At 42.6% G+C, this 24,551-nt stretch carries 40 protein-coding genes and 1 pseudogene; all 41 read right to left on the bottom strand.

The annotated features are described in order from the left end of the window. Nucleotides 1-29 precede the first annotated feature (29 nt). A complete protein-coding gene (truA, locus tag MHI23_RS00900) occupies nucleotides 30-773 on the bottom strand; it encodes a tRNA pseudouridine(38-40) synthase TruA (RefSeq protein WP_034621540.1) in 744 nt (247 codons plus the stop codon). 11 nt (nucleotides 774-784) lie between these two features. Next, a complete protein-coding gene (locus MHI23_RS00895; protein WP_024425607.1) occupies nucleotides 785-1,582 on the bottom strand; it encodes an energy-coupling factor transporter transmembrane protein EcfT in 798 nt (265 codons plus the stop codon). Further along, nucleotides 1,579-2,448, bottom strand: a complete 870-nt coding sequence (locus tag MHI23_RS00890; RefSeq protein ID WP_024425606.1) for an energy-coupling factor ABC transporter ATP-binding protein — start codon at nucleotides 2,446-2,448, stop codon at nucleotides 1,579-1,581. Before MHI23_RS00890 ends, MHI23_RS00895 begins: the two co-directional genes overlap by 4 nt. Further along, nucleotides 2,424-3,266 (bottom strand): energy-coupling factor ABC transporter ATP-binding protein, encoded by an 843-nt coding sequence (locus MHI23_RS00885; protein ID WP_024425605.1) that lies wholly within the window; start codon nucleotides 3,264-3,266, stop codon nucleotides 2,424-2,426. The genes MHI23_RS00890 and MHI23_RS00885 overlap by 25 nt, the downstream gene beginning before the upstream one ends. Before the next feature lie 126 nt (nucleotides 3,267-3,392). After that, the gene (gene rplQ, locus MHI23_RS00880) at nucleotides 3,393-3,755 is read right to left on the bottom strand and encodes a 50S ribosomal protein L17 (protein ID WP_003216944.1); all 363 of its coding nucleotides are present in this window, start codon (nucleotides 3,753-3,755) and stop codon (nucleotides 3,393-3,395) included. A gap of 75 nt (nucleotides 3,756-3,830) precedes the next feature. Then, a complete protein-coding gene (locus tag MHI23_RS00875) occupies nucleotides 3,831-4,775 on the bottom strand; it encodes a DNA-directed RNA polymerase subunit alpha (RefSeq protein WP_003217009.1) in 945 nt (314 codons plus the stop codon). A 175-nt stretch (nucleotides 4,776-4,950) separates the two neighbouring features. Further along, the gene (rpsK, locus tag MHI23_RS00870; protein WP_003217231.1) at nucleotides 4,951-5,346 is read right to left on the bottom strand and encodes a 30S ribosomal protein S11; all 396 of its coding nucleotides are present in this window, start codon (nucleotides 5,344-5,346) and stop codon (nucleotides 4,951-4,953) included. A gap of 20 nt (nucleotides 5,347-5,366) precedes the next feature. Then, nucleotides 5,367-5,732, bottom strand: a complete 366-nt coding sequence (gene rpsM, locus MHI23_RS00865; RefSeq protein WP_003217023.1) for a 30S ribosomal protein S13 — start codon at nucleotides 5,730-5,732, stop codon at nucleotides 5,367-5,369. Nucleotides 5,733-5,753: 21 nt separating this feature from the next. Then, the gene (rpmJ, locus tag MHI23_RS00860; RefSeq protein WP_003156543.1) at nucleotides 5,754-5,867 is read right to left on the bottom strand and encodes a 50S ribosomal protein L36; all 114 of its coding nucleotides are present in this window, start codon (nucleotides 5,865-5,867) and stop codon (nucleotides 5,754-5,756) included. A gap of 31 nt (nucleotides 5,868-5,898) precedes the next feature. Next, complete coding sequence (gene infA / locus MHI23_RS00855; RefSeq protein ID WP_003217190.1) at nucleotides 5,899-6,117, bottom strand: translation initiation factor IF-1; 219 nt, start codon at nucleotides 6,115-6,117, stop codon at nucleotides 5,899-5,901. Further along, nucleotides 6,095-6,383 (bottom strand): annotated as a pseudogene (locus tag MHI23_RS00850) (RNA-binding protein). Before MHI23_RS00850 ends, infA begins: the two are co-directional and overlap by 23 nt. Nucleotides 6,384-6,428: 45 nt before the next feature. Beyond that, entirely contained in the window at nucleotides 6,429-7,175 is a 747-nt protein-coding gene (gene map, locus MHI23_RS00845; RefSeq protein WP_003217210.1) for a type I methionyl aminopeptidase, read from the bottom strand. Then, entirely contained in the window at nucleotides 7,172-7,825 is a 654-nt protein-coding gene (locus MHI23_RS00840) for an adenylate kinase (RefSeq protein ID WP_024425604.1), read from the bottom strand. The genes map and MHI23_RS00840 overlap by 4 nt, the downstream gene beginning before the upstream one ends. Nucleotides 7,826-7,880: 55 nt before the next feature. Next, on the bottom strand, nucleotides 7,881-9,173 hold the full coding sequence (gene secY, locus MHI23_RS00835) for a preprotein translocase subunit SecY (RefSeq protein WP_024425603.1): 1,293 nt from the start codon (nucleotides 9,171-9,173) through the stop codon (nucleotides 7,881-7,883). Nucleotide 9,174: 1 nt separating this feature from the next. After that, nucleotides 9,175-9,615, bottom strand: coding sequence for a 50S ribosomal protein L15 (gene rplO, locus MHI23_RS00830; RefSeq protein WP_003216888.1), 441 nt, complete (start codon nucleotides 9,613-9,615; stop codon nucleotides 9,175-9,177). 30 nt (nucleotides 9,616-9,645) lie between these two features. Continuing rightward, the gene (gene rpmD, locus MHI23_RS00825) at nucleotides 9,646-9,828 is read right to left on the bottom strand and encodes a 50S ribosomal protein L30 (RefSeq protein ID WP_003217067.1); all 183 of its coding nucleotides are present in this window, start codon (nucleotides 9,826-9,828) and stop codon (nucleotides 9,646-9,648) included. A 13-nt stretch (nucleotides 9,829-9,841) separates the two neighbouring features. Next, nucleotides 9,842-10,342 carry a 30S ribosomal protein S5 gene (rpsE, locus tag MHI23_RS00820; protein WP_007496332.1) on the bottom strand — a complete coding sequence of 167 codons (501 nt, stop codon included), beginning with the start codon at nucleotides 10,340-10,342 and terminating at the stop codon, nucleotides 9,842-9,844. 24 nt (nucleotides 10,343-10,366) lie between these two features. Next, nucleotides 10,367-10,729, bottom strand: coding sequence for a 50S ribosomal protein L18 (rplR, locus tag MHI23_RS00815; protein ID WP_008356544.1), 363 nt, complete (start codon nucleotides 10,727-10,729; stop codon nucleotides 10,367-10,369). 32 nt (nucleotides 10,730-10,761) lie between these two features. Further along, a complete protein-coding gene (rplF, locus tag MHI23_RS00810; RefSeq protein ID WP_008356543.1) occupies nucleotides 10,762-11,298 on the bottom strand; it encodes a 50S ribosomal protein L6 in 537 nt (178 codons plus the stop codon). Between the two features lie 31 nt (nucleotides 11,299-11,329). Continuing rightward, the gene (gene rpsH / locus MHI23_RS00805; protein ID WP_007496327.1) at nucleotides 11,330-11,728 is read right to left on the bottom strand and encodes a 30S ribosomal protein S8; all 399 of its coding nucleotides are present in this window, start codon (nucleotides 11,726-11,728) and stop codon (nucleotides 11,330-11,332) included. A gap of 31 nt (nucleotides 11,729-11,759) precedes the next feature. Continuing rightward, nucleotides 11,760-11,945: a 30S ribosomal protein S14 gene (gene rpsN / locus MHI23_RS00800; RefSeq protein WP_008356542.1), complete on the bottom strand. Its 186-nt coding sequence runs from the start codon at nucleotides 11,943-11,945 to the stop codon at nucleotides 11,760-11,762. A 22-nt stretch (nucleotides 11,946-11,967) separates the two neighbouring features. Further along, a complete protein-coding gene (gene rplE / locus MHI23_RS00795) occupies nucleotides 11,968-12,507 on the bottom strand; it encodes a 50S ribosomal protein L5 (RefSeq protein ID WP_024425600.1) in 540 nt (179 codons plus the stop codon). Between the two features lie 25 nt (nucleotides 12,508-12,532). Further along, nucleotides 12,533-12,844: a 50S ribosomal protein L24 gene (gene rplX / locus MHI23_RS00790; protein ID WP_008356538.1), complete on the bottom strand. Its 312-nt coding sequence runs from the start codon at nucleotides 12,842-12,844 to the stop codon at nucleotides 12,533-12,535. Nucleotides 12,845-12,879: 35 nt separating this feature from the next. Then, a complete protein-coding gene (rplN, locus tag MHI23_RS00785; protein WP_003216882.1) occupies nucleotides 12,880-13,248 on the bottom strand; it encodes a 50S ribosomal protein L14 in 369 nt (122 codons plus the stop codon). A 39-nt stretch (nucleotides 13,249-13,287) separates the two neighbouring features. Further along, nucleotides 13,288-13,551, bottom strand: a complete 264-nt coding sequence (gene rpsQ, locus MHI23_RS00780) for a 30S ribosomal protein S17 (RefSeq protein WP_003216906.1) — start codon at nucleotides 13,549-13,551, stop codon at nucleotides 13,288-13,290. A 25-nt stretch (nucleotides 13,552-13,576) separates the two neighbouring features. Then, entirely contained in the window at nucleotides 13,577-13,777 is a 201-nt protein-coding gene (gene rpmC, locus MHI23_RS00775; protein WP_003217155.1) for a 50S ribosomal protein L29, read from the bottom strand. Next, the gene (gene rplP, locus MHI23_RS00770; protein ID WP_003156478.1) at nucleotides 13,767-14,201 is read right to left on the bottom strand and encodes a 50S ribosomal protein L16; all 435 of its coding nucleotides are present in this window, start codon (nucleotides 14,199-14,201) and stop codon (nucleotides 13,767-13,769) included. Before rplP ends, rpmC begins: the two co-directional genes overlap by 11 nt. 1 nt (nucleotide 14,202) lies before the next feature. Beyond that, nucleotides 14,203-14,859: a 30S ribosomal protein S3 gene (rpsC, locus tag MHI23_RS00765; protein WP_003217241.1), complete on the bottom strand. Its 657-nt coding sequence runs from the start codon at nucleotides 14,857-14,859 to the stop codon at nucleotides 14,203-14,205. A gap of 3 nt (nucleotides 14,860-14,862) precedes the next feature. Continuing rightward, complete coding sequence (gene rplV / locus MHI23_RS00760; protein ID WP_007496316.1) at nucleotides 14,863-15,204, bottom strand: 50S ribosomal protein L22; 342 nt, start codon at nucleotides 15,202-15,204, stop codon at nucleotides 14,863-14,865. Between the two features lie 17 nt (nucleotides 15,205-15,221). Next, on the bottom strand, nucleotides 15,222-15,500 hold the full coding sequence (gene rpsS, locus MHI23_RS00755; RefSeq protein WP_003216920.1) for a 30S ribosomal protein S19: 279 nt from the start codon (nucleotides 15,498-15,500) through the stop codon (nucleotides 15,222-15,224). 57 nt (nucleotides 15,501-15,557) lie between these two features. Then, the gene (gene rplB, locus MHI23_RS00750) at nucleotides 15,558-16,391 is read right to left on the bottom strand and encodes a 50S ribosomal protein L2 (RefSeq protein WP_024425599.1); all 834 of its coding nucleotides are present in this window, start codon (nucleotides 16,389-16,391) and stop codon (nucleotides 15,558-15,560) included. Nucleotides 16,392-16,419: 28 nt separating this feature from the next. Further along, on the bottom strand, nucleotides 16,420-16,707 hold the full coding sequence (rplW, locus tag MHI23_RS00745; RefSeq protein WP_003217016.1) for a 50S ribosomal protein L23: 288 nt from the start codon (nucleotides 16,705-16,707) through the stop codon (nucleotides 16,420-16,422). After that, nucleotides 16,707-17,330, bottom strand: coding sequence for a 50S ribosomal protein L4 (gene rplD, locus MHI23_RS00740; RefSeq protein WP_024425598.1), 624 nt, complete (start codon nucleotides 17,328-17,330; stop codon nucleotides 16,707-16,709). The genes rplW and rplD overlap by 1 nt, the downstream gene beginning before the upstream one ends. Before the next feature lie 27 nt (nucleotides 17,331-17,357). After that, the gene (gene rplC / locus MHI23_RS00735; protein ID WP_024425597.1) at nucleotides 17,358-17,987 is read right to left on the bottom strand and encodes a 50S ribosomal protein L3; all 630 of its coding nucleotides are present in this window, start codon (nucleotides 17,985-17,987) and stop codon (nucleotides 17,358-17,360) included. Between the two features lie 37 nt (nucleotides 17,988-18,024). Then, a complete protein-coding gene (gene rpsJ, locus MHI23_RS00730; protein ID WP_003156464.1) occupies nucleotides 18,025-18,333 on the bottom strand; it encodes a 30S ribosomal protein S10 in 309 nt (102 codons plus the stop codon). A gap of 218 nt (nucleotides 18,334-18,551) precedes the next feature. Continuing rightward, the gene (locus MHI23_RS00725) at nucleotides 18,552-19,511 is read right to left on the bottom strand and encodes an alpha/beta hydrolase (protein ID WP_024425596.1); all 960 of its coding nucleotides are present in this window, start codon (nucleotides 19,509-19,511) and stop codon (nucleotides 18,552-18,554) included. Between the two features lie 109 nt (nucleotides 19,512-19,620). Next, entirely contained in the window at nucleotides 19,621-20,811 is a 1,191-nt protein-coding gene (gene tuf / locus MHI23_RS00720) for an elongation factor Tu (RefSeq protein ID WP_024425595.1), read from the bottom strand. A gap of 118 nt (nucleotides 20,812-20,929) precedes the next feature. Next, a complete protein-coding gene (gene fusA / locus MHI23_RS00715; RefSeq protein WP_024425594.1) occupies nucleotides 20,930-23,008 on the bottom strand; it encodes an elongation factor G in 2,079 nt (692 codons plus the stop codon). Between the two features lie 54 nt (nucleotides 23,009-23,062). Further along, the gene (gene rpsG, locus MHI23_RS00710; protein ID WP_008356520.1) at nucleotides 23,063-23,533 is read right to left on the bottom strand and encodes a 30S ribosomal protein S7; all 471 of its coding nucleotides are present in this window, start codon (nucleotides 23,531-23,533) and stop codon (nucleotides 23,063-23,065) included. A 121-nt stretch (nucleotides 23,534-23,654) separates the two neighbouring features. Beyond that, nucleotides 23,655-24,074 (bottom strand): 30S ribosomal protein S12, encoded by a 420-nt coding sequence (rpsL, locus tag MHI23_RS00705; protein ID WP_008356518.1) that lies wholly within the window; start codon nucleotides 24,072-24,074, stop codon nucleotides 23,655-23,657. Nucleotides 24,075-24,187: 113 nt separating this feature from the next. Continuing rightward, entirely contained in the window at nucleotides 24,188-24,436 is a 249-nt protein-coding gene (locus MHI23_RS00700) for a 50S ribosomal protein L7ae-like protein (RefSeq protein WP_024425593.1), read from the bottom strand. Between the last annotated feature and the right edge of the window lie 115 nt (nucleotides 24,437-24,551).

Raw genomic sequence — 24,551 nt, 5'->3', positions numbered from 1 at the left:
TCCTGTGTCAAGAACATGTTACACCTGGTTTAGTTGTCATAGAAAACTTCCCATAAATACAGTCCGTGACTAGGCGCAGTCTTGCCTGCCGCTTCGCGATTTCGGGCGGCAAGCATGGCTTTTATCTCATCAGGGTGAAATTTACCAGAACCGATTTCAAGCAACGTTCCAGCGATAATCCGCACCATGTTGTATAAAAAACCATTCCCTCTCACACGCATTTCAAGGCCGTCTGAGACGTTTTTCCACTCAAGGGCATAAATAACCCTCACCTTGTCCTGAACCTCTGTATTGGCCGCACAAAAGCTTGTAAAGTCATGTGTCCCAATCAGGTGCTCTGCGGCTTCTCTCATTTTATCGATGTCCAGCCGGTAAGGATAGTGACAGGCATACTGTCTCGTGAACACATTTTGGTGTGTTTCTGTTGAGACCTTATAACGGTACTCCTTCGAAACAACACCAAATCTGGCATGAAACGAATCATCGACCTCCTCAGCCTTTAGAACACGGATATCATCCGGCAGCAGGCTGTTGAGGGCAAAAGGCCATCTCTCCATCGGGATCGAGAGCGGGGTCTCAAAATGGATGACCTGTCCCTTTGCATGGACACCGCTGTCTGTCCGGCCGGAAGCCACGATCGGAATCAGTTCATCCTGTTTGTGCATTCTTGCAAGGGCCGACTCAATCTCCGTCTGAACGGTTCGCTGCCCTGGCTGCACCTGATAGCCTTTAAAATGTGTCCCATCGTAGGATACGGTACATTTGACCTTCATCTAGGAATCACCTAATTTCTAAGCAGCACAAGGAGTGCTGTTAACAGGATGAATAGAAGCAGCGTGAACGTGTCCTTCATGCCCCAGACAAGCTGACGGTATTTCGTCCGTCCTTCTCCCCCGCGGTAGCCTCTCGCTTCCATCGCGGTCGCCAGTTCCTCTGCACGCTTAAACGCACTGACGAAAAGCGGAACAAGCAAAGGAACGATAGCTTTCAGGCGATCCTTTAAAGGTCCGCTTGTAAAATCAACGCCTCGTGCCATTTGTGCCTTCATGATTTTGTCTGTCTCTTCTAATAACGTCGGAATAAACCGAAGAGAGATGGACATCATGAGAGCAAGCTCATGAACAGGCAGTTTGATTTTACGGAATGGGTGCAGCAGTTTTTCCATCCCGTCTGTCACTTCTATAGGCGTTGTGGTTAACGTAAGAAGTGTCGTCATCATAATGAGATAGACAAAACGGAGTGAAATGAAGATCCCCTGCTTTAGACCTTCTTCATAAATATTCAGAAAACCAAAGTGGAATAGCAAGGCGCCATCCTTTGTCATGAAAATATGCAGAATAAAGGTAAACAGGACAATCCATAGGATCGGCTTCATTCCCTTGAGAATAAAGTATAGCGGCACCTGAGAAACCATCACCACAAGAATGGTAAAGACACCTAACAGCCCGTAAGTGATGTAATTATTAGCAAAAAAGACAATAAAGACGAAAAAGAAAATTGATAACAGCTTTGTCCTTGGATCAAGACGATGGACAAAGGATGAGCCTGGCACATATTTGCCGATAATCATACTATCCATCATGATGTCGTGTCCTCCTGATAAAGAGCTGTTAAGGCTTCTGCCATCTCATCCATGGTCAGAAGCGGCCTTGGAAACGTAATACCAAGCTTTTCTTCTACAGTCTGCTGGAATTTAATCGTTTCTGGGAGGTCGAGACCAAACGAAGACATGTCTGTACGATTGGCAAACAACTCTCTCGGCGTGCCTGTCGCCTTCACTGTCCCTTTATGCATCACAATCATTTGATCCGCATAATGAGCGGCATCCTCCATACTGTGTGTGACCAGGATCGTGGTGAGGTTTGCCTTTTGATGAAGGTCATAGAACATGTCCATGATTTCCTTCCGTCCACGTGGATCCAGCCCAGCAGTCGGCTCATCAAGCACAAGCACTTCTGGCTCCATCGCTAAAACGCCTGCAATCGCCACACGTCTCATTTGACCGCCGCTTAGTTCAAAGGGAGATCGAGATAATAGGGATTCAGGAAGACCAACCAGTTTCAGCATCTCCTTCGCCTTCGCTTCTGCCTTCTCTTGAGGGACACCGAAGTTCATTGGACCAAAGCAGATATCCTTGAGGATGGTTTCCTCAAAGAGCTGATGCTCAGGAAACTGAAACACGATGCCTACCTTTTTCCGGAGGGGTTTCATATCCTTCTGCTTTTTATTGGCTTGTAAAATGGTCTCTCCAAGCGCAATGCTCCCCTTCGTTGGTTTGAGCAATCCATTTAAATGCTGCAGCAATGTAGACTTGCCAGAGCCCGTATGACCAATGACAGCGACATAGCTGCCCTCTTTGATGGAAGCATTGACATCATACAAAGCGAGACGCTCAAACGGCGTTTTCATTTGATAACGATGCTCTAATTCTTTGATCGTAATGTCCATAGCTCTTTCACCAATCCTTCTTGTGTCAAATGGGCATTTGCAAGCGGCACACCTTGCTGCTTCAATTGCTTGCTCAAGCGATAGGAGAATGGCAGATCAAGTCCAATCTGAACCAGTTGTTCATCTAGTTCAAATACTTCCTCTGGCGTTCCCTCGGCAAATTTCTTCCCGCCATTCATCACAATGACGCGGTCTGCCTTGGCAGCCTCGTCTAAATCATGTGTGATGGAAATGACTGTGACTGTACCTTGTTCCTTCAGAAGTCTAACAGTCTCTAACACTTCTTCACGGCCAATCGGATCAAGCATTGATGTTGCTTCATCCAAGATCATGATGTCAGGGCTTGCGGCAAGCACACCTGCAATAGCGACTCTCTGCTTCTGCCCGCCTGATAGATGGTGCGGCTCTTGATCAAGAAACTCCTGCATATTGACCTGTTTGACAGCCCAATCTACACGTTCTATCATCAATTCCCGCTCAACCCCGTTATTTTCTAAACCAAAAGCCACATCATCACGAACCGTTGAGCCCACAAATTGGTTATCTGGGTTTTGAAAGACCATTCCGACCTTTCTGCGAATATCCCAAACACTTTCTTCTTTGAGCTCAATCTCTCCAACCTTGACCGTACCAGCATCCGGTAAAATGAGCCCATTCAGCACACGGGCAAGTGTGGATTTACCTGAACCGTTATGACCAACAATGGCGAGCCATTCATTTTGATTCACATGCAGTGACACTTGATCTAAAGCGGGCTTGTCCGCGTCCTTGTGATAACGAAATACAATGTCCTTTACGTCAATTAATGTCTTCCCCATCTCTACCGGACCTCCTCTCAGCTCAACCTCTTCTTTGCTTATTCCTAAAAAAAGCCGTAGTACCTAAAAAAGGGCATAGATCCAGTTATGAACTGTCCCGCCCTTTCTTAGATACACGATATGTGATTAAACTAATTCAATGACAGCCATTGGTGCGCCATCGCCGCGACGAGGTCCAAGCTTCATGATACGAGTGTATCCACCTTGGCGATCTTCGTAGCGAGTTGCAACGTCAGCGAATAATTTTTGAAGTGCATCTTGGTTTGTTTCAGCGTTAGCTACTTCATTACGAATGTAAGCTGCAGCTTGACGGCGAGCATGAAGATCTCCGCGTTTGCCAAGAGTGATCATTTTTTCAACTACAGAGCGAAGTTCTTTCGCACGTGTTTCAGTTGTTTCGATGCGTTCGTTGATGATCAAATCAGTCGTTAGGTCACGAAGCATTGCTTTACGTTGTGCACTAGTGCGTCCTAGCTTTCTGTATGCCATGTGATGTCCCCTCCTTAATTAGAGATGCTGTATGAATAAAAAACACACGAAAATCCTAGTTCACAATGAAACTAGTCAATCGTCTTTACGAAGACCCAGTCCAAGTTCTTCTAGTTTCGCTTTCACTTCTTCAAGAGATTTACGTCCAAGGTTACGAACTTTCATCATATCCTCTTCTGTCTTGTTAGCAAGCTCTTGAACAGTGTTAATACCCGCACGCTTCAAACAGTTGTAAGAACGAACAGAAAGATCAAGCTCTTCAATTGTCATTTCAAGCACTTTTTCTTTTTGGTCTTCTTCTTTCTCAACCATGATTTCAGCATGCTGAGCTTCGTCAGTTAACCCAACGAAAATATTCAGGTGTTCAGTTAAAATCTTAGAACCTAGAGCGATCGCTTCTTTCGGTCCTGTGCTTCCATCAGTCCATACATCTAGTGTTAGTTTATCATAGTTTGTGATTTGCCCAACACGGGTGTTCTCCACTTGATAAGTCACACGAGATACAGGTGTATAGATTGAGTCGATCGGAATCACACCGATTGGCTGATCGTCTCTTTTGTTTGCATCAGCAGGATTATACCCGCGACCTCTTTGTGCAGTTAAGCGAACACGGAAGCTCGCATTCTTGCCAAGAGTTGCGATGTGAAGATCTGGATTTAAGATTTCAATATCGCTGTCGTGTGTAATATCAGCAGCTGTTACAGTACCTTCATCTTGTACATCAATTTCAAGCGTCTTCTCTTCTTCAGAGTAGATTTTGAGTGCAAGCTTTTTAATGTTTAAGATAATCGTTGTAACATCTTCAACCACGCCTTCGATCGTTGAGAATTCGTGTAAGACACCATCTATCTGGATCGATGTTACAGCTGCACCAGGAAGTGAGGATAAAAGGATACGACGAAGGGAGTTCCCTAAAGTGGTACCATATCCACGCTCAAGTGGCTCTACGACAAACTTGCCATACTTGGCATCGTCGCTGATTTCAACCGTTTCGATTTTTGGTTTTTCAATTTCGATCATCTAATAAAACCCTCCTTCAAAACGTCGAAACCTCGAATAGAATCATATGAGATTCCATCCGAAATTCCTCATTGTTTAGTCCCGTATGTGCTCAGGCAACGAGTCGTGTATTCGTCTCATAAATAACTGTATCATAACCCATTATTGACAGGGACACAAAATCTATACAAACAAATTACACGCGGCGACGTTTTGGTGGACGGCATCCGTTATGAGGAACTGGAGTTACGTCTCTAATTGCAGTAACTTCAAGACCTGCAGCTTGAAGCGCACGAATTGCAGCTTCACGACCAGAACCAGGACCTTTAACAGTTACTTCAAGTGTTTTAAGACCGTGTTCGATAGAACCTTTAGCAGCTGTTTCAGCAGCCATTTGTGCAGCGAAAGGAGTAGATTTACGAGAACCTCTGAATCCTAATGCACCAGCACTTGACCAAGAAATTGCGTTTCCATGAACATCAGTAATCGTTACAATCGTGTTGTTGAAAGTGGAACGGATATGAGCGATTCCAGCTTCAATATTCTTTTTCACGCGACGTTTACGCGTATTTTGTTTACGAGCAGCAGCCATTCTTTAACTACCTCCTTTACTTATTTTTTCTTGTTAGCTACAGTACGACGCGGACCTTTACGAGTACGCGCGTTGTTTTTTGTGTTTTGTCCACGAACAGGAAGTCCTCTACGATGACGGATTCCGCGGTAGCTTCCGATTTCAATTAGACGCTTAATATTAAGTGAAACTTCACGACGAAGGTCACCTTCTACTTTAAGTTTGTCAATGATATCACGGATTTTACCAAGTTCGTCTTCAGTTAGATCGCGAACGCGAGTGTCTTCAGAAACACCTGCTTCTTTAAGGACTTGTTGCGCAGTCGTACGACCAATTCCAAAAACATATGTTAAAGAAATGACAACACGCTTATCACGTGGAATATCTACACCAGCAATACGAGCCATGATTTGGGCACCTCCTTGTTATTAGCCTTGTTTTTGTTTATGTTTTGGGTTTTCACAGATCACCATTACTTTTCCTTTTCTGCGAATCACTTTACATTTTTCACAGATAGGTTTAACAGATGGTCTCACTTTCATGTGTTTCCAACCTCCTTCTTCCGGAGTTGCTTTATTTGTAACGGTACGTAATTCTACCACGAGTTAAGTCATATGGAGATAATTCTACCGTAACTTTGTCTCCAGGTAAAATGCGAATGAAGTGCATACGGATTTTTCCTGATACATGAGCCAAAACTGTATGACCATTCTCTAGTTCAACTTTGAACATTGCGTTTGGCAAAGTTTCTGCTACAGTACCTTCCACTTCAATTACATCGTCTTTCGCCATTCAAGTGTTCTCCCTTCTTCAAATCAGTAACTTGCTCTCTGACAAATGTCCAAATGAGAATCTCTCAATTGTTCATCTATCACCCGACCTGTTTTGAATATACTGTTCTGAACTTCCGGAGATACGCAATCATAAAAGGTTATATGATTGATATTTTTTCTTAGGAGAATGAAATTTACGCTTTTCTCCGTCTGCGATTAGTACATGGCAGTCAACGAATATGCCGATGACACCTGTATACTGATCTTGTTCTTTCTTTGGACTATACAGACAACCTGCCCGATTTGGGCCTGAAAGGCTTCAGTGAAGACCTAAATCTTAGTCAGTATATCAAAACCTGTATCTGTAATCGCAATCGTATGCTCAAAGTGAGCACACTTTTTCCCATCAACCGTTACAACCGTCCAGTTATCAGCCAATGTTTTCACATATCGGCTGCCTGCGTTCACCATCGGTTCGATGGCCAACACCATTCCAGGTTTTAGCCGCGGGCCTTTGTTGGGCGGACCATAATGAGGAATTTGAGGGTCCTCATGAAGATCCTGTCCGACCCCATGTCCAACATATTCTCTAACAACTGAAAAATTCTCATTTTCAACATACGTTTGTATGGCATGGGAAATGTTCGACAGACGTTCGCCTGGCTTTGCTTCCTGTAAGCCTTTATATAGAGATTCCTCTGTGACTTCCAGTAGTTTGCGGTCTTCATCACTGATTACCCCAACTGGATAAGTCCAAGCAGAGTCACCATGATAGCCATTTAACTTTGCGCCAATATCGATACTAATGATGTCACCATCACGTAAAACCCGTTTACCAGGAATACCGTGAACGAGTTCTTCATTCACCGAAACGCAAATGCTCCCGCGAAAACCATTATACCCTTTAAAAGATGGGATTGCACCCTGCTTTGTAATAAAACGTTCGGCAATTTGATCCAATTCTTTTGTCGAAATACCTGGTTTTATGTGTTTCTTCAGCTCTTCATGAGTCAGTGCGACAATACGTCCAGCTTCTCTCATAATCTCAAGCTCGCGAGGAGTTTTACAGATAATCATTTATTTAATCCTCCAAGCAGGTCCTTAATATCTGCATATACATCGTTAATGTGCTTCGCACCATCAATGTTTGCAAGATATCCTTTTTCTGAATAGAAGTTCAGTAAAGGTTCAGTCTGCTTTAAGTTTACTTCAAGTCTAGTCGAAACGGTTTCTGCATTATCATCTGCACGTTGATAAAGCTCGCCTCCGCACTTGTCGCAAACATTTTCTTTCGCAGGTGGATTGAATACTAAATGATATGTTGCTCCGCAATTTTTGCAAATTCTTCGGCCAGTCAGACGCTCCATCAAAGCATCTTTATCGACTTTAATATTAATGACATAATCAATCGTTCTGCCAAGGTCCTTTAGAATTTCTTCTAAAGCTTCAGCCTGAGCGACTGTTCGCGGAAATCCGTCCAGAAGAAAACCTTGTTCACAATCATTTTTGCCAAGTCTTTCTCTAACAATACCGATTGTGACCTCATCAGGAACAAGCTCTCCTTTATCGATAAAGGATTTTGCTTCGAGCCCAAGTTGTGTCTCCTCTTTCATAGCAGCGCGGAACATATCTCCTGTTGAGATATGAGGGATCCCATAATCATCAACAATTCGTTCTGCCTGAGTGCCTTTACCAGCACCCGGAAGCCCCATTAAGACTAAGTTCATTTCGGATTTCCCCTTCCTTACTTAGAGAGGTTGGGCAGCTGCCCAGCCCTCTGTTTTATTTCATAAATCCACGGTAATTTCGTTTCACTAATTGGCTTTCAAGCTGTTTCATTGTTTCAAGTGCAACACCTACAACAATGAGAAGACTTGTGCCGCCAATTTGTGCAGCGGAAGGTAATCCAGCGAATTGAATGAAAAAGATAGGAAGTATTGAAATCACGGCTAAGAAAATGGCGCCCACAAACGTGAGTCGGTACAAAATGCTCGTAATTCTATCTTGAGTCATTTTCCCTGGACGAACTCCCGGGATATAGCCACCCTGCTTTTGCAGATTTTCAGCCATTTGTTCAGGATTGACTTGGACAAAGGCATAAAAATATGTGAAAGCAACAATCAGTGCTACATAAATCGTCATACCGATTGGCTTAGTATAGTCAAAGTTGTTGGTTATCCAAGTTGTCACATTATTGGTTCCGAAGAACGATGCGATCGTCTGCGGAGTAATAATGAAAGAAACGGCAAAGATGACTGGAATCACCCCTGCTGGATTCACTTTCAATGGAAGGTGCGTTGCTTGACTAGCAGACATTTGTGCACGGCCAGTTCCCTTTGAATATTGAATTGCAATCTTTCTCACTGCCATTTGAATGTAAATAACACCGATAACAATGACAAGAATGGCAATGACAATAAGGGCAATTTTAAGGATTTGCATGAACAGCTGTCCATCTCCACCTACAAATTGTTGAGCGTACACTTGTTTTAATGTTTGAGGGATACCAGCGATGATACCGGCAAAGATAATAATCGAAATACCATTACCAACACCGTGAGCAGTAATCTGCTCACCCAGCCACATTAAAAATGCTGTTCCCGCAGTGAGTACGACCGCAATTAAGAGATACGTTGAAACACCAGGGTTTTCAATCAGCATGCCTCCTGCCATATTGTTGAATCCATATGACATTCCCAGCGCCTGGATAAATCCTAGAACAATTGTAAAATACCTTGTGAATTGTGCTAATTTTCGGCGGCCAACCTCTCCTTGCTTTGACCACTCAGTAAACTTCGGCACAACATCCATCTGCAAGAGCTGAATGATGATCGAAGCAGTGATATACGGCATAATCCCCATTGCAAGAATGGAGAATTGGAAAAGTGCCCCGCCCCCAAACGTGTTGAGGATTCCGAAAACACTCATTTGATCCTGTGCCTGGAGAACATCGGCGTTCACATTAGGCACAGGGATGAAAGCACCTATACGAAAGACGACTAACATTAAAAGTGTGAATATAATCTTATTCCGTATATCTTTCACGCGCATAAAATTGGAGATTGTCTTAAACAAGTTAGATCACCTCGGCTGTACCGCCAGCAGCTTCAATCGCTTCTTTCGCAGAAGCAGAGAATTTATTGGCTTTTACAGTTAATTTTTTTTCTAATTTACCGTTGCCAAGAATTTTTACTCCTGCTTTTAACTTGCTTATTGCACCAGTCTCTAGAAGAAGTTCAGGAGTTACTTCCGTTCCTTCGTCAAAACTGTTTAATCTGTCTAAGTTGATTACCGCGTAATCTTTACGGTTGATGTTTGTAAAACCACGTTTTGGAAGGCGTTGGAATAAAGGCATCTGACCACCTTCGAAACCAGGGCGTACACCGCCGCCAGAACGAGCGTTTTGACCTTTATGACCTTTACCAGAAGTTTTACCGTTACCTGATCCAATACCACGACCAACACGGTTGCGTACTTTACGTGAACCTTCTGAAGGCTTCAATTCATGAAGTTTCATTTGGGCACCTCCTTATCGATTAAAAATGTTTTATTGTTCTTTAACAGAAACTAAATGAGACACCTTGTTAATCATGCCGCGGATCGCTGCATTGTCTTCATGTACGACTGTTTGGTTTGTTTTCTTAAGACCAAGAGTACGAACAGTGACACGCTGATCTTCAGGGCGACCGATTACACTGCGTTTGAGGGTAATTTCTAATTTATTTGCCATTATTGTTCCCTCCTTATCCTAACAGGTCTTCTACAGATTTTCCACGAAGCTTCGCTACATCTTCAGCACGTTTAAGCTCACTTAAACCTTGAAGTGTTGCGCGGATCATGTTGATCGGTGTATTAGAACCTAGAGATTTAGAAAGGATATCAGCTAGACCAGCAAGCTCAAGTACCGCACGCACTGGGCCTCCAGCGATAACTCCTGTACCTTCTGAAGCAGGCTTCAATAGAACGTTTCCTGCACCGAATCGACCGATGATTTCATGTGGAATTGTAGTTCCAACCATTGGTACTTCAATTAAATTCTTTTTCGCATCTTCAACAGCTTTGCGGATCGCTTCTGGTACTTCTTGTGCTTTACCAGTACCGAAACCTACATGACCGTTTTTGTCACCGACAACAACTAAAGCTGCAAAACGGAAACGACGTCCACCTTTAACAACTTTCGCTACGCGGTTAACCGTAACTAAGCGTTCTTCTAACTCTAATTTGCTTGGGTCAATACGACTCATTCGGATGTGTCCCTCCTTCTTTTATTAAAATTTAAGTCCAGCCTCACGAGCAGCTTCAGCTAGAGCTTTTACACGTCCATGATATAGGTATCCTCCGCGGTCAAATACCACGTTAGAGATTCCTTTTTCAACAGCACGTTTTGCAACAAGTTCGCCAACTTTTGTAGCAGCTGCAGTGTCAGAACTATTCTCGATCTTTAACTCTTTATCAAGAGTAGAAGCACTTACAAGTGTTACACCGTTAACATCATCAATTACTTGAGCGTAGATATTCTTGTTAGAACGGAAAACGTTAAGGCGAGGTCTTTCAGCAGTTCCTGAAAGTTTCGCACGAACACGAGCATGTCTTTTAAGACGAGTAGCGTTTTTGCTAGTTTTCGTAATCATCCGAGTCACTCCTTTCTTCACTTTAAGCGATCTTACTTACCAGTTTTTCCTTCTTTACGGCGAACGAATTCACCTTCGTAACGAATTCCTTTACCTTTGTAAGGCTCTGGAGCACGGACAGCGCGGATGTTAGAAGCTAGAGCTCCTACACGCTCTTTATCGATACCTTTAATGATTACTTTCGTTTGAGATGGAACTTCGATTTCAACTCCAGCCTCAGGAACGATTTCAACTGGATGAGAGTATCCAACGTTAAGAACAAGTTTGTTTCCAGATTTAGCTGCACGGTAACCGACACCGATAAGTTCTAAACCTCTTTCGAAACCTTTAGATACACCTTCAACCATGTTTGCAATCAAGCTACGTGTTGTACCATGTAATGCACGGTGTTCTTTATTTTCAGACGGACGGCTTACAGTTAAGACGTTGTCCTCAATTTTAATTTCCATATCAGGGTGAAATGTACGAGTTAGTTCACCTTTTGGTCCCTTTACTGTCACTGTGTTATCGTTGTTTGTCACAGTTACTCCTGAAGGGATCTCGATTAGTTTTTTACCTATACGAGACATACCAAGCACCTCCATTCATCTTAAACTTTTTTTACCATACGTAAGCAAGTACTTCTCCACCAGCTTGTTTAGCACGGGCTTCTTTGTCCGATAAAACACCTTGTGATGTAGAAATAATTGCGATTCCAAGTCCGTTAAGTACACGTGGTACTTCATTTGATTTCGCATATACGCGTAAACCAGGTTTACTGATTCTTTTAAGACCAGTGATAACACGTTCGTTGTTTTGGCCGTATTTAAGGAACAAACGGATAATTCCTTGTTTGCTGTCTTCGACGTACTCAACGTCACGGATAAAACCTTCACGCTTTAAGATTTCAGCAATTTCTCTTTTGATTTTTGAAGCCGGTACTTCTAGCTTCTCATGACGTACCATGTTCGCATTGCGAATACGAGTCAGCAAATCTGCAATCGGATCTGTCATAACCATTATTTAATAACCTCCTTCCCATTTATGGGGATTACCAGCTGGCTTTTTTAACGCCAGGAATTTGTCCTTTATATGCAAGTTCGCGGAAACAAATACGGCAAAGTTTAAACTTACGAATAACTGAATGTGGACGTCCACAACGTTCGCAGCGCGTATACTCTTGAACTTTAAACTTTTGTTTGCGTTGTTGTTTCGCAATCATAGACTTTTTAGCCACGATTTCGCCTCCCTTTCATTGATTATTTCTGGAACGGCATACCTACTTGAGTTAATAACTCACGTGCTTCTTCGTCCGTATTGGCAGTAGTAACGATAACGATATCCATACCGCGGACCTTTGTTACTTTATCGTAATCAATTTCTGGGAAGATTAACTGTTCTTTAATACCAAGCGTGTAGTTTCCACGACCGTCGAAAGATTTCTTAGAAATCCCGCGGAAGTCACGTACACGTGGTAAAGACACAGAAATAAGTTTATCAAGGAAATCATACATGCGCTCTCCGCGAAGTGTTACTTTCGCACCGATTGGCATTCCTTCACGTAGACGGAATCCAGCAATAGACTTCTTCGCACGAGTAACGACAGGTTTTTGACCAGCGATAAACGTTAATTCTTCAACAGCAGTATCGATTGCTTTAGCGTTTTGAACAGCGTCACCAACACCCATGTTGATCACGATTTTTTCGATTTTTGGCACTTGCATTACTGAAGTGTATTCAAACTTAGAAACTAATGCAGGTGTAATTTCTTTTACATACTTTTCTTTAAGGCGGTTCATGAGAAAGACCTCCCTTCCTTATTTACTATTTATCTAGAACTTGCCCAGATTTTTTCGCTACACGGACTTTCTTTCCGTCCTCAACTTTATACCCAACACGTGTCACTTCACCCGTTTTAGGATCAAGCGGCATTACGTTTGATACGTGGATCGGCGCTTCTTGTTCAGAAATTCCGCCTTGAGGGTTAGCTTGGGTTGGTTTAGAGTGTTTTTTCACAAGGTTAATACCTTCTACTAAAACACGTTCCTTTTTAGGGAAAGCAGCAAGGATGACACCTTGTTTACCTTTATCTTTACCAGAGATAACCACTACTTTATCGCCCTTTTTAACATGCATTTAATCGCACCTCCTTGAGTCGCGGATTGTATTCATTAAAGTACTTCTGGTGCTAGAGAAACAATTTTCATATAGTTGTTTTCACGAAGTTCACGTGCTACTGGTCCGAAGATACGAGTTCCACGTGGGCTCTTGTCGTCACGGATGATGACACATGCATTTTCATCGAAACTGATGTAAGATCCATCGTTTCTGCGAGCTCCGCTCTTAGTACGAACGATAACTGCTTTCACAACTTCACCTTTTTTGACAACGCCTCCAGGTGTTGCTTGTTTAACCGTACAAACAATGACATCACCGATGTTAGCCGTTTTACGTCCAGAGCCACCAAGAACTTTAATCGTTAGTACTTCGCGTGCGCCAGAGTTGTCAGCTACTTTTAAACGAGTCTCCTGTTGAATCATTAATGTTACCTCCTTTCGGAAAAAGAAATCCGAACTTTATTAGATAATAACGGCTTCTTCGACAACTTCAACTAGACGAAAGCGTTTAGTCGCAGATAAAGGACGAGTTTCCATGACCTTTACGATGTCTCCGATTTTTGCTTGGTTGTTTTCATCATGTGCTTTGAACTTTTTAGAGTATCTTACACGTTTGCCATAAAGTGAATGCTTTTTGTATGTTTCAACTACAACAGTGATGGTTTTATCCATTTTGTCAGAAACAACACGACCTTGATACACTTTACGTTGGTTACGTTCGCTCATGTTTGCGGGGCCTCCCCTCTAATTATTATTTATTAGCAGCGATTTCTCTTTGACGAATCACAGTTTTCATGCGTGCGATTGATTTACGCACTTCACGAATGCGAGCAGTGTTTTCAAGCTGCCCAGTCGCTAATTGGAAACGAAGATTGAAAAGTTCTTCTTTAAGAGACTTTACTTTTTGTTCAATTTCAGCAGTGGTAAGGTCACGAATTTCATTAGCTTTCATTTGATTCACCACCAATTTCTTCACGTTTTACGAACTTCGTTTTAATTGGCAATTTGTGAGATGCAAGACGAAGAGCTTCACGAGCAACTTCTTCAGACACACCAGAAATTTCAAATAAAACTTTGCCCGGTTTTACTACAGCTACCCATCCTTCTGGAGCACCTTTACCGGAACCCATGCGGACCTCTAGAGGTTTAGCTGTGTATGGCTTAGAAGGGAAAATTTTAATCCAAACTTTACCGCCACGTTTCATGTAACGAGTCATAGCAATACGAGCAGCTTCGATTTGACGGTTTGTGATCCAAGAAGCTTCAAGAGCCTGGATACCGTACTCACCGAAATGTACTTCAGTACCGCCTTTTGCACGACCACGCATTTTTCCACGATGTTCTCTGCGATACTTCACGCGTTTTGGCAATAACATATTATTTTCCTCCTTCCGCAGTATTCTTCTTAGTTGGAAGGACTTCTCCACGATAGATCCATACTTTTACGCCAAGCTTACCATAAGTAGTGTCAGCTTCAGCAGTAGCATAGTCGATGTCAGCACGAAGTGTGTGCAATGGAACAGTACCTTCACTGTAATATTCAGAACGAGCAATATCTGCACCGCCAAGACGACCAGAAACCATTGTTTTGATTCCTTGTGCTCCAGCACGCATTGTGCGTTGGATTGTTTGTTTTTGTGCACGACGGAATGAAATACGGTTTTCAAGTTGACGAGCGATGTTTTCAGCAACTAGCTGAGCATCAAGATCTGCTCTCTTGATTTCAAGAATGTTGATGTGTACACGTTTGCCAGTTAGGCTGTTAAGAGCTTTACGAAGTGCTTCAACTTCAGATCCGCCTTTACCAATTACCATACCTGGTTTAGCCGTGTGGATTGTGATATTTACGCGGTTTGCAGCACGTTCGATTTCTACTTTAGAAACAGACGCGTCAGACAAACGCTTGCTGATGAATTCACGGATTTTCAAGTCTTCATGTAAGAAGTCAGCGTAATCTTTTCCTGCGAACCATTTAGATTCCCAATCACGAATGACGCCAATACGAAGACCTACTGGATTTACCTTTTGACCCACGGATTATCCCTCCTTCTTTTCTGATACAACGATTGTAATGTGGCTAGTACGTTTGTTAATTGCGCTCGCACGACCCATAGCACGTGGACGGAATCTCTTAAGTGTTGGACCTTCGTCAACGAATGCTTGAGTAATCACTAGGCTGTTAGCGTCCAACTCGTAGTTGTGCTCAGCGTTTGCGATAGCAGATTTTAATACTTTTTCAATAATTGGTGAAGCAGCCTTAGGTGTAAGGTTTAAGATAGAAACTGCTTCTCCTACTTGCTTACCTCGGATCAGGTCCATTACTAGACGTGCTTTACGAGGAGCAATACGGACTGTTCTTGCGACAGCTTTAGCTTGCATTTAAAAGCCTCCTCTCATTAGCGTCTTGTTTTTTTATCGTCACTAGCATGACCTTTGTAAGTACGGCTTGGTGCGAATTCGCCCAATTTGTGACCTACCATATCTTCAGAAATGAAAACAGGTACATGTTTGCGTCCGTCATAGACAGCGATTGTGTGACCGATGAATTGTGGGAAAATTGTAGAACGACGAGACCAAGTTTTTACGACTTGCTTTTTGTCAGTTTCATTCAATTTCTCGACTTTAGCCATCAAATGATCATCAACAAATGGTCCTTTTTTTAAGCTGCGAGCCATTGTGGAACCTCCCTTCGTGATTGAACTACGGTCCTAAATGAACCGTAGACAACCCCGTTACTTGTTTTTACGACGACGTACAATGAATTTATCAGACTTGTTGGTTTTCTTACGAGTCTTGAATCCAAGAGTCGGTTTACCCCATGGAGACATTGGTGATTTACGTCCGATTGGAGCGCGTCCTTCACCACCACCGTGTGGGTGATCGTTAGGGTTCATTACAGAACCACGAACTGTTGGGCGTACGCCTTTCCAGCGAGAACGTCCAGCTTTACCGATGTTGATTAATTCGTGTTGCTCGTTTCCAACTTGACCGATAGTCGCACGGCAAGCAGAAAGAATCATGCGAACTTCTCCTGAGTTCAAACGTACAAGAACGTATTTACCTTCTTTACCTAGAACTTGAGCAGAAGTACCAGCAGAACGAACTAATTGTCCACCTTTACCTGGTTTTAATTCAATGTTATGCACAACTGTACCAACTGGGATGTTGATAAGTGGAAGAGCATTACCTGGTTTGATGTCAGCTTCTGGTCCAGAAGTAACTTCAGTACCAACTTGGATTCCTTTCGGAGCAAGAATGTAACGTTTCTCACCATCTGCATAGTTTACAAGAGCGATGTTAGCTGAACGGTTTGGATCATACTCGATTGTAGCAACGCGTCCAGGTATACCGTCTTTATCACGCTTAAAGTCGATGATACGGTATTGACGTTTGTGACCGCCACCTTGATGACGAACAGTCAATCTACCTTGGTTGTTACGTCCGCCTTTTTTGTGTAGCGGTGCAAGCAACGATTTTTCTGGTTTGTCAGTCGTGATTTCAGCAAAATCTGAAGTAGTCATGCCACGACGACCATTACTGGTTGGTTTATACTTTTTAATCGCCATTTTGAATTTCCCTCCTTCTTTTTAAGATTTACGCTTCAAAAATTTCGATTTCTTTGCTGTCAGCAGTTAATTTCACGATCGCTTTTCTGCGACGGCTAGTCATACCAGTGTAGCGTCCAACGCGTTTTGATTTTCCTTTGTAGTTTTGAACGTTGACTTTCTCAACTTTCACTCCAAAGATTTCTTCAACAGCGTCTTTCACTTCTGTTTTGTTAGCTCTGACATCAACTTCGAACGTGTACTTCTTCTCTGTCATTAGATCAGCAGAACGTTCAGTAATGATAGGGCGCTTTAGAACATCACGAGGATCTTTCATTATGCAAGTCCCTCCTCTACTTTTTCAACCGCTGCTTTAGTGATCAGAAGTTTGTCGTGGTTGACAACGTCAAGAACGTTGATACCGTTAGCTTCAACAACTGTTACTCCAGGGATGTTACGAGCAGATAAAGCAACTGTTTCGTTTGCATCCGCAGTGACGATCAACGCTTTCTTCTCAACAGATAATCCTTTAAGGATGCCTGCGAATTCTTTCGTTTTCACTGCATCAAGAGTCAGATCTTCAAGAACGATGATGTTGTTGTCGATTACTTTAGAAGACAATACTGACTTGATAGCCAAGCGGCGAACTTTTTTAGGTAATTTATAAGAATAACTGCGTGGTGTTGGACCGAATACGATACCGCCTCCGCGCCATTGTGGTGAACGGATAGAACCTTGACGAGCACGACCTGTACCCTTCTGTCTCCAAGGCTTACGACCTCCGCCACGTACTTCAGAACGAGTTTTTACTTTATGAGTTCCTTGACGTAAGGAAGCTCTTTGCATAAGAATAGCATCGAATACTACGCTTTCGTTTGGCTCGATTCCAAACACAGAAGCGTTTAATTCGATTTCACCGTTAGTAGAACCGTTTTGGTTATATAATGCTACTTTTGGCATGACTTGTTTCCTCCTTTCCTAAGAGAGTTATTTAGATTTAACTGCACTCTTTACAGTTACTAGAGATTTTTTAGCTCCTGGTACGTTTCCTTTGATCAATAGAAGATTGCGTTCTGCATCAACTTTAACGATCTCAAGGTTTTGAACAGTGATTTGCTCTCCGCCCATACGACCTGGAAGAAGTTTACCTTTGAATACACGGTTTGGATCAACAGGTCCCATTGAACCAGGACGACGGTGGTAACGTGAACCGTGAGTCATTGGTCCGCGTGATTGTCCGTGGCGTTTGATAGCCCCTTGGAATCCTTTACCTTTTGATGTTCCTGTTACATCTACGATATCTCCATTTGCGAAAATATCAACTTTGACTTCCTGACCAACTTCATACGCATCTAACTCCGCACCGCGTAATTCTTTTACGAAGCGCTTAGGAGCAGTTTCCGCTTTAGCAACGTGGCCTTTCTCTGGTTTGTTAGAAAGCTTTTCACGTTTATCATCAAAACCGATTTGGATTGCTTCATAGCCATCCGTGTCAACAGTCTTCTTTTGAAGAACAACGTTAGCAGCAGCCTCAACAACAGTTACAGGGATAAGATCACCGTTTTCTGCGAATACTTGCGTCATACCAATTTTTCTACCTAAGATTCCTTTGGTCATTAGTCACACCTCCTATAATATGTGTTTTCTATTTGAATTAAAGTTTGATTTCGATATCTACACCAGATGGTAAATCTAAACGCATAAGTGCATCAACTGTTTGCGGAGTTGGATTCACGATGTCGATTAGACGTTTGTGAGTACGCATCTCGAATTGCTCACGAGAATCTTTGTACTTATGCACCGCACGAAGGATTGTGTAAACTGATTTTTCAGTTGGAAGCGGGATTGGACCAGATACACTAGCACCAGAACGCTTAGCCGTTTCAACAATCTTCTCAGCAGATTGATCAAGAATTCTATGATCATATGCTTTTAAACGAATACGAATTTTTTGTTTTGCCATTATTTTCCCTCCTTTTCGCCTACTTACGTTAGACAGTTCTCCGTGAGAAAAACCTGATCACCTCGCCATGGCAAAGCGGCCGGGTGTGTCAGCAACCTCTCACTTCATCGCAGTCAAAGACCAACATGCACTATTGTACCAAATTGGCCTGCGTGTTGCAATAATAAATCGGATAAATTTATGATTTGCACACTTTTCACATTATACAGGGATTCAGCCTATAAATCAAGCTTTCCCTGAAGATGATGTATAGCAGTCTTTCTTATGATACGTATAAATTCATCTGGCTCTTCGATATGCGGAGAATGTGCAGAGTCTTTAAAGGTAAACCATTCTTTGATTGGTGCTTTTAATTGATCAACATATGGTTTTGATACAGCAGCTGGTGTAATCATGTCGTGATCGCCAATGAGAAAGTAGCACGGTATTAATATAGTAGAAACTCGGTATTGAATACTCTCATTCATTAGCTGATCCCATAACTTGTCTTGACTAAACTTCTGCCCTTTTATGAACTTCCATTTATCTTTCAGCTGATATTGCTTACTAAAAAGAAACCCTTTTAGTATTTGAAAAACCGGCTTCCATCTATGTGTGAGACCTACGCTCGCAAACTCTTTATATAGAGAAAACAAGGCATGAGCTGATGTCCGTTTCCATGGAGGAGGCGTCAGTAATCGCAGACACCCAGTAAACAGCCGATTGCGATGGTATTTCTTCAAAAGGAGCTCGTATGATACGATATCTTCCTTTAACACATCTACTACCTGACTAATCCCATAATAAGCATGATAAAGATCCGGACGCTTATGTACTGCTTGTATGGCAATTAATGATCCCCACGAGTATCCTGCGATATACAATTTTGAATGACCTAGATAAGATAGGATCTTCTCTGTCAATTCAATCGTGTCTTCAATAAATTGCTGAATGGTCATCGATGCATCGGGAAGATTCTCTTGATAGGAAAGTCCTGCGCCACGCTGATCCCAATGGACAACTGTAAAGTCTTGATCAAGTTCCTCGAGAAAGGAATCAATATAACTGATTTGAGCTGAGCCGGGCCCACCGTGTAAAAATAAAAGTACAGGCTTCGTTTCACTCGTCTGATCTTCTTTCATCCTAATCCATTGGTCAATTCCGCCGATCGACCATTTTTTCAAATATGTCTTTGCCATTCCAGCGATCCTCTCGGTTCCATTTAGATTCTATAGCTTATAGTAGCCGTTCTGATCTGGAAAAGCAAAAAAAGAGACCCTTTTGCAAGGAGTCTCTTTTATATGTTTATTACTTAACGATAGTTGAAACGACACCAGAACCTACAGTACGTCCACCCTCACGGATAGAGAAACGAGTTCCTTCTTCGATAGCGATAGTAGAGATAAGTTCAACTTCCATCTCAGTGTTATCGCCAGGCATTACCATTTCAGTACCTTCTGGAAGATGTACGATACCAGTTACGTCAGTTGTACGGAAGTAGAACTGCGGACGGTAGTTAGCGAAGAATGGAGTATGACGTCCACCCTCTTCTTTAGAAAGTACATAAACTTCAGCTTTGAAACGGCTGTGTGGAGTGATTGTACCTGGTTTAGCAAGTACTTGACCACGTTGGATATCTTCACGAGATACACCACGAAGTAGTGCACCGATGTTGTCACCAGCTTCAGCATAGTCAAGAAGTTTACGGAACATTTCAACACCTGTAACAGTTGTTTTACCGTTTTCTTCTTGAAGACCGATGATTTCAACTTCGTCACCGACTTTAACTTGTCCACGCTCAACACGACCAGTAGCAACTGTTCCACGACCAGTGATTGAGAATACGTCCTCAACTGGCATCATGAATGGCTTCTCAGTGTCACGCTCTGGAGTTGGGATGTACTCATCAACCGCATCCATAAGTTCAAAGATTTTTGCTTCGTAATCAGCATCTCCTTCAAGAGCTTTAAGAGCAGAACCTTTGATAACTGGTACATCGTCACCAGGGAAGTCATAGTCAGAAAGAAGGTCACGAACTTCCATTTCAACAAGTTCAAGTAACTCTTCATCGTCAACCATGTCACATTTGTTAAGGAATACTACGATGTATGGTACACCTACGTTACGAGAAAGTAGGATGTGCTCACGTGTTTGTGGCATTGGACCATCAGCAGCAGATACTACTAAGATCGCGCCGTCCATTTGAGCAGCACCAGTGATCATGTTTTTAACATAGTCAGCGTGTCCTGGGCAGTCTACGTGTGCATAGTGACGAGTTTCAGTTTCATACTCAACGTGTGCAGTTGAGATTGTGATTCCACGCTCGCGCTCTTCTGGAGCACCATCGATTTGGTCATAAGCCATAGCTGTACCTTTACCAGATTTCTTATGAAGAACTGTTGAGATAGCAGCAGTTAGAGTTGTTTTACCATGGTCAACGTGTCCAATTGTACCAATGTTAGCATGCGATTTGGAACGGTCGAATTTTTCTTTAGCCATTCTAAAAATCCTCCTTAAAGGTTCATTGTATTTGGTATAGAGTGATAGAAAGTGAAGAGTTACCTCTCACTTTCTGATCTTCAATAGTAGTTATACTTTAGTTTAAAGGCAAAATCAATTATTCACCTTTATTTTTTTTGATGATTTCTTCACTGATGCTCTTAGGCACTTCTTCGTAGTGATCCATGTGCATAGTGAAAGTACCGCGTCCTTGTGTGTTAGAACGGAGTGCAGTAGCATATCCGAACATTTCAGAAAGTGGAACCATAGCGCGAACAACTTGAGCGTTACCGCGAGCTTCCATACCTTCTACACGTCCACGACGAGATGTGATATCACCCATGATGTCTCCCATGTATTCTTCTGGGATAACAACTTCCACTTTCATCATTGGCTCAAGTAGAACTGGGTTACATTTGCTGACAGCATTTTTCAATGCCATAGATGCAGCAATTTTGAACGCCATTTCGTTAGAGTCAACATCGTGGTAAGATCCATCAAATAATTTTGCTTTGATGTCGATTAATGGGAATCCAGCTAATACACCATTTTCAAGTGAATCTTCAAGACCTGCTTGAATTGCTGGGATGTATTCACGTGGAACAACCCCACCGACGATTGCATTTTCAAACTCGAATCCCGCGCCTTCTTCGTTTGGTTCGAACTCGATCCAAACGTGTCCGAACTGACCGCGTCCACCAGACTGACGTACGAATTTACCTTCAACTTTTGCACCAGAACGGAATGTTTCACGGTACGCAACCTGAGGAGCACCTACGTTAGCTTCAACCTTGAACTCACGCTTCATACGGTCAACAATGATATCAAGGTGAAGCTCACCCATACCAGAGATGATCGTTTGACCAGTTTCAGGGTTTGTTTGTGTACGGAATGTTGGATCCTCTTCAGCTAGTTTAGCTAAAGCGATACTCATTTTATCTTGGTCAGCCTTAGATTTAGGCTCGATAGCTACATCGATTACTGGCTCTGGGAATTCCATAGACTCAAGGATAACAAGATTTTTCTCGTCACAAAGAGTGTCACCAGTAGAAGTATCTTTAAGACCTACAGCTGCTGCGATATCCCCTGCATATACAGTAGAGATTTCTTCACGGCTGTTTGCGTGCATTTGAAGGATACGTCCAACACGTTCACGCTTGTTCTTAGAAGAGTTCTTCACGTATGAACCAGAATCAAGTGTTCCAGAGTATACGCGGAAGAAAGTTAGTTTCCCAACATAAGGGTCAGTCATAACTTTAAATGCAAGAGCTGCGAATGGTGCGTCATCAGTAGACTCACGAACAACCTCTTCATTTGAATCTGGCAGGATACCTTTGATTGCAGCAACATCAGTTGGTGCAGGAAGGTAGTCAAGCACAGCGTCAAGTACAAGCTGAACACCTTTGTTTTTGAAAGCAGATCCAACAAGAACTGGGTAGAATTCAACATTCAATGTTCCTTTACGGATTGCAGCTTTCAATTCAGGAATTGTAATTTCTTCACCCTCAAGGTATTTTTCCATAAGCTCTTCATCAAGCTCAGCGACAGCTTCAATTAGGCTGCTGCGAAGCTCTTCAGCTTTGTCTTTATACTCAGCAGGGATTTCTTTAGCATCAGAGCGAGTTCCAAGGTCATCTTCGTAGAAGTATGCTACGTTTTCTACAAGGTCGATGATTCCTTCGAATTGATCTTCAGCGCCGATCGGCAATTGAATTGCATGAGCGTTCGCTTGAAGACGATCTCTTAATGTGCTTACAGAGTAAAGGAAGTCCGCACCGGTTTTATCCATTTTGTTAACGAATACGATACGAGGTACTCCGTAAGTTGTTGCTTGGCGCCAAACTGTTTCAGTTTGTGGCTCTACACCTGATTGTGCATCAAGAACAGCAACCGCACCATCAAGTACACGTAAAGAACGTTCAACTTCAACAGTGAAGTCTACGTGTCCTGGTGTATCGATGATGTTTACACGGTAACCTTTCCATTGTGCTGTAGTAGCAGCAGAAGTGATTGTAATACCACGTTCTTGCTCCTGCTCCATCCAGTCCATTTGTGAAGCTCCTTCGTGAGTTTCACCAATTTTATGGATACGACCAGTGTAGTATAAGATACGCTCAGTCGTTGTCGTTTTACCGGCATCGATGTGAGCCATGATACCAATATTACGAGTTTTGTCTAAGGAGAACTCTCTTGCCATTGGGTAATTTCTCCTTCCTCATTAGGGAATAGTTTTTTTAGTTTGGTATAAATCCTACCAGCGGTAGTGAGCGAATGCTTTGTTCGCTTCTGCCATTTTGTGTGTATCTTCACGTTTCTTAACAGCAGCACCAGTGTTGTTAGCTGCGTCAAGGATTTCGTTAGCAAGACGCTCTTCCATCGTTTTTTCTCCACGAAGACGAGCGTAGTTTACTAACCAGCGAAGACCTAAAGTAGTACGACGGTCTGGGCGAACTTCTACAGGAACTTGGTAGTTAGCTCCACCTACACGACGTGCTTTAACTTCAAGAACTGGCATGATGTTTTTCAAGGCTTGTTCGAAAACCTCCATCGCTTCATTACCAGTACGTTCTTTGATGATATCAAATGACTTGTAGAGAATTGTTTGTGCTTTTCCTCTTTTACCGTCGATCATCATTTTGTTGATCAAACGAGATACAAGTTTAGAATTGTAAATTGGATCTGGCAATACGTCTCTTTTTGCTACAGGACCTTTACGTGGCATCTGAATAGCCTCCCTTCTCTTTTAAAAGGATTTCTATCTGTCTCTCATCTCAATATCATTGTCAGCTTCCTGACTCCACTGATCTGATATCAACTTCTAAAAACCCTTATGTTTGTTTGTATTATTTGCTTTGTTTAGGGCGTTTTGTTCCGTATTTAGAACGTCCTTGCATACGACCGTCAACTCCGGCAGTATCAAGCGCACCACGAACGATGTGGTAACGTACACCCGGTAAGTCTTTTACACGTCCGCCACGGATAAGTACTACACTGTGCTCTTGTAGGTTATGTCCGATACCAGGAATGTAAGCTGTTACTTCAATCAGGTTAGACAAACGTACACGAGCATATTTACGTAGTGCTGAGTTTGGTTTTTTCGGTGTCATTGTACCGACACGAGTACAAACCCCGCGCTTCTGTGGAGATGTTACGTTAGTGTGCTCTTTTTTGAAACTGTTGTATCCTTTGTTAAGTGCAGGTGACTTTGAGTTTTCAACTTTACTCACGCGTCCTTTGCGTACTAGCTGATTAATTGTAGGCATGTTGTTATTCCTCCCTTCATTACTTTTTTTATAACCCACATACCCAGGTGGTTCATCAAAAGGCAAAAAACAATGCTTTTGCATTTTAAGCATGCAAAAACAAAACAAGTACGTTATAACATAATGGCAACAGCTGCTGCCCCAACTTCAATTCCGCAGGCCTTGCCGAGCTTTTTCATGGAATCTACCACTAAAATGTCTACACCCTTCTCTTGTGCTAGTTTCAATACACTAGCAGTTAAAGCAGGATCAGCATCTTTCGCTACGACGACTTCCTTTACTGAATCTCGTTTCAGAGCTTTTACTGTTTGCTTCGTACCGATAATAATGGATTGAGCCTGTGATACTTTATCATAAGACATCGAATATCCTCCAAAGTAACAGGTTTTATTTTGAGCACCTTGGTTATATTATCATCATGGCAGAAGGATGTCAATATCGTATGACAGATTATCTTGACATCCTTCACCATTTTTG

Origin of the sequence: Bacillus sp. FSL M7-0003 (assembly GCF_038628485.1) — a bacterium.
Taxonomy (GTDB): Bacteria; Bacillota; Bacilli; order Bacillales; family Bacillaceae; genus Bacillus; species Bacillus safensis.
This window is presented reverse-complemented; position numbering and strand designations above follow the sequence as displayed.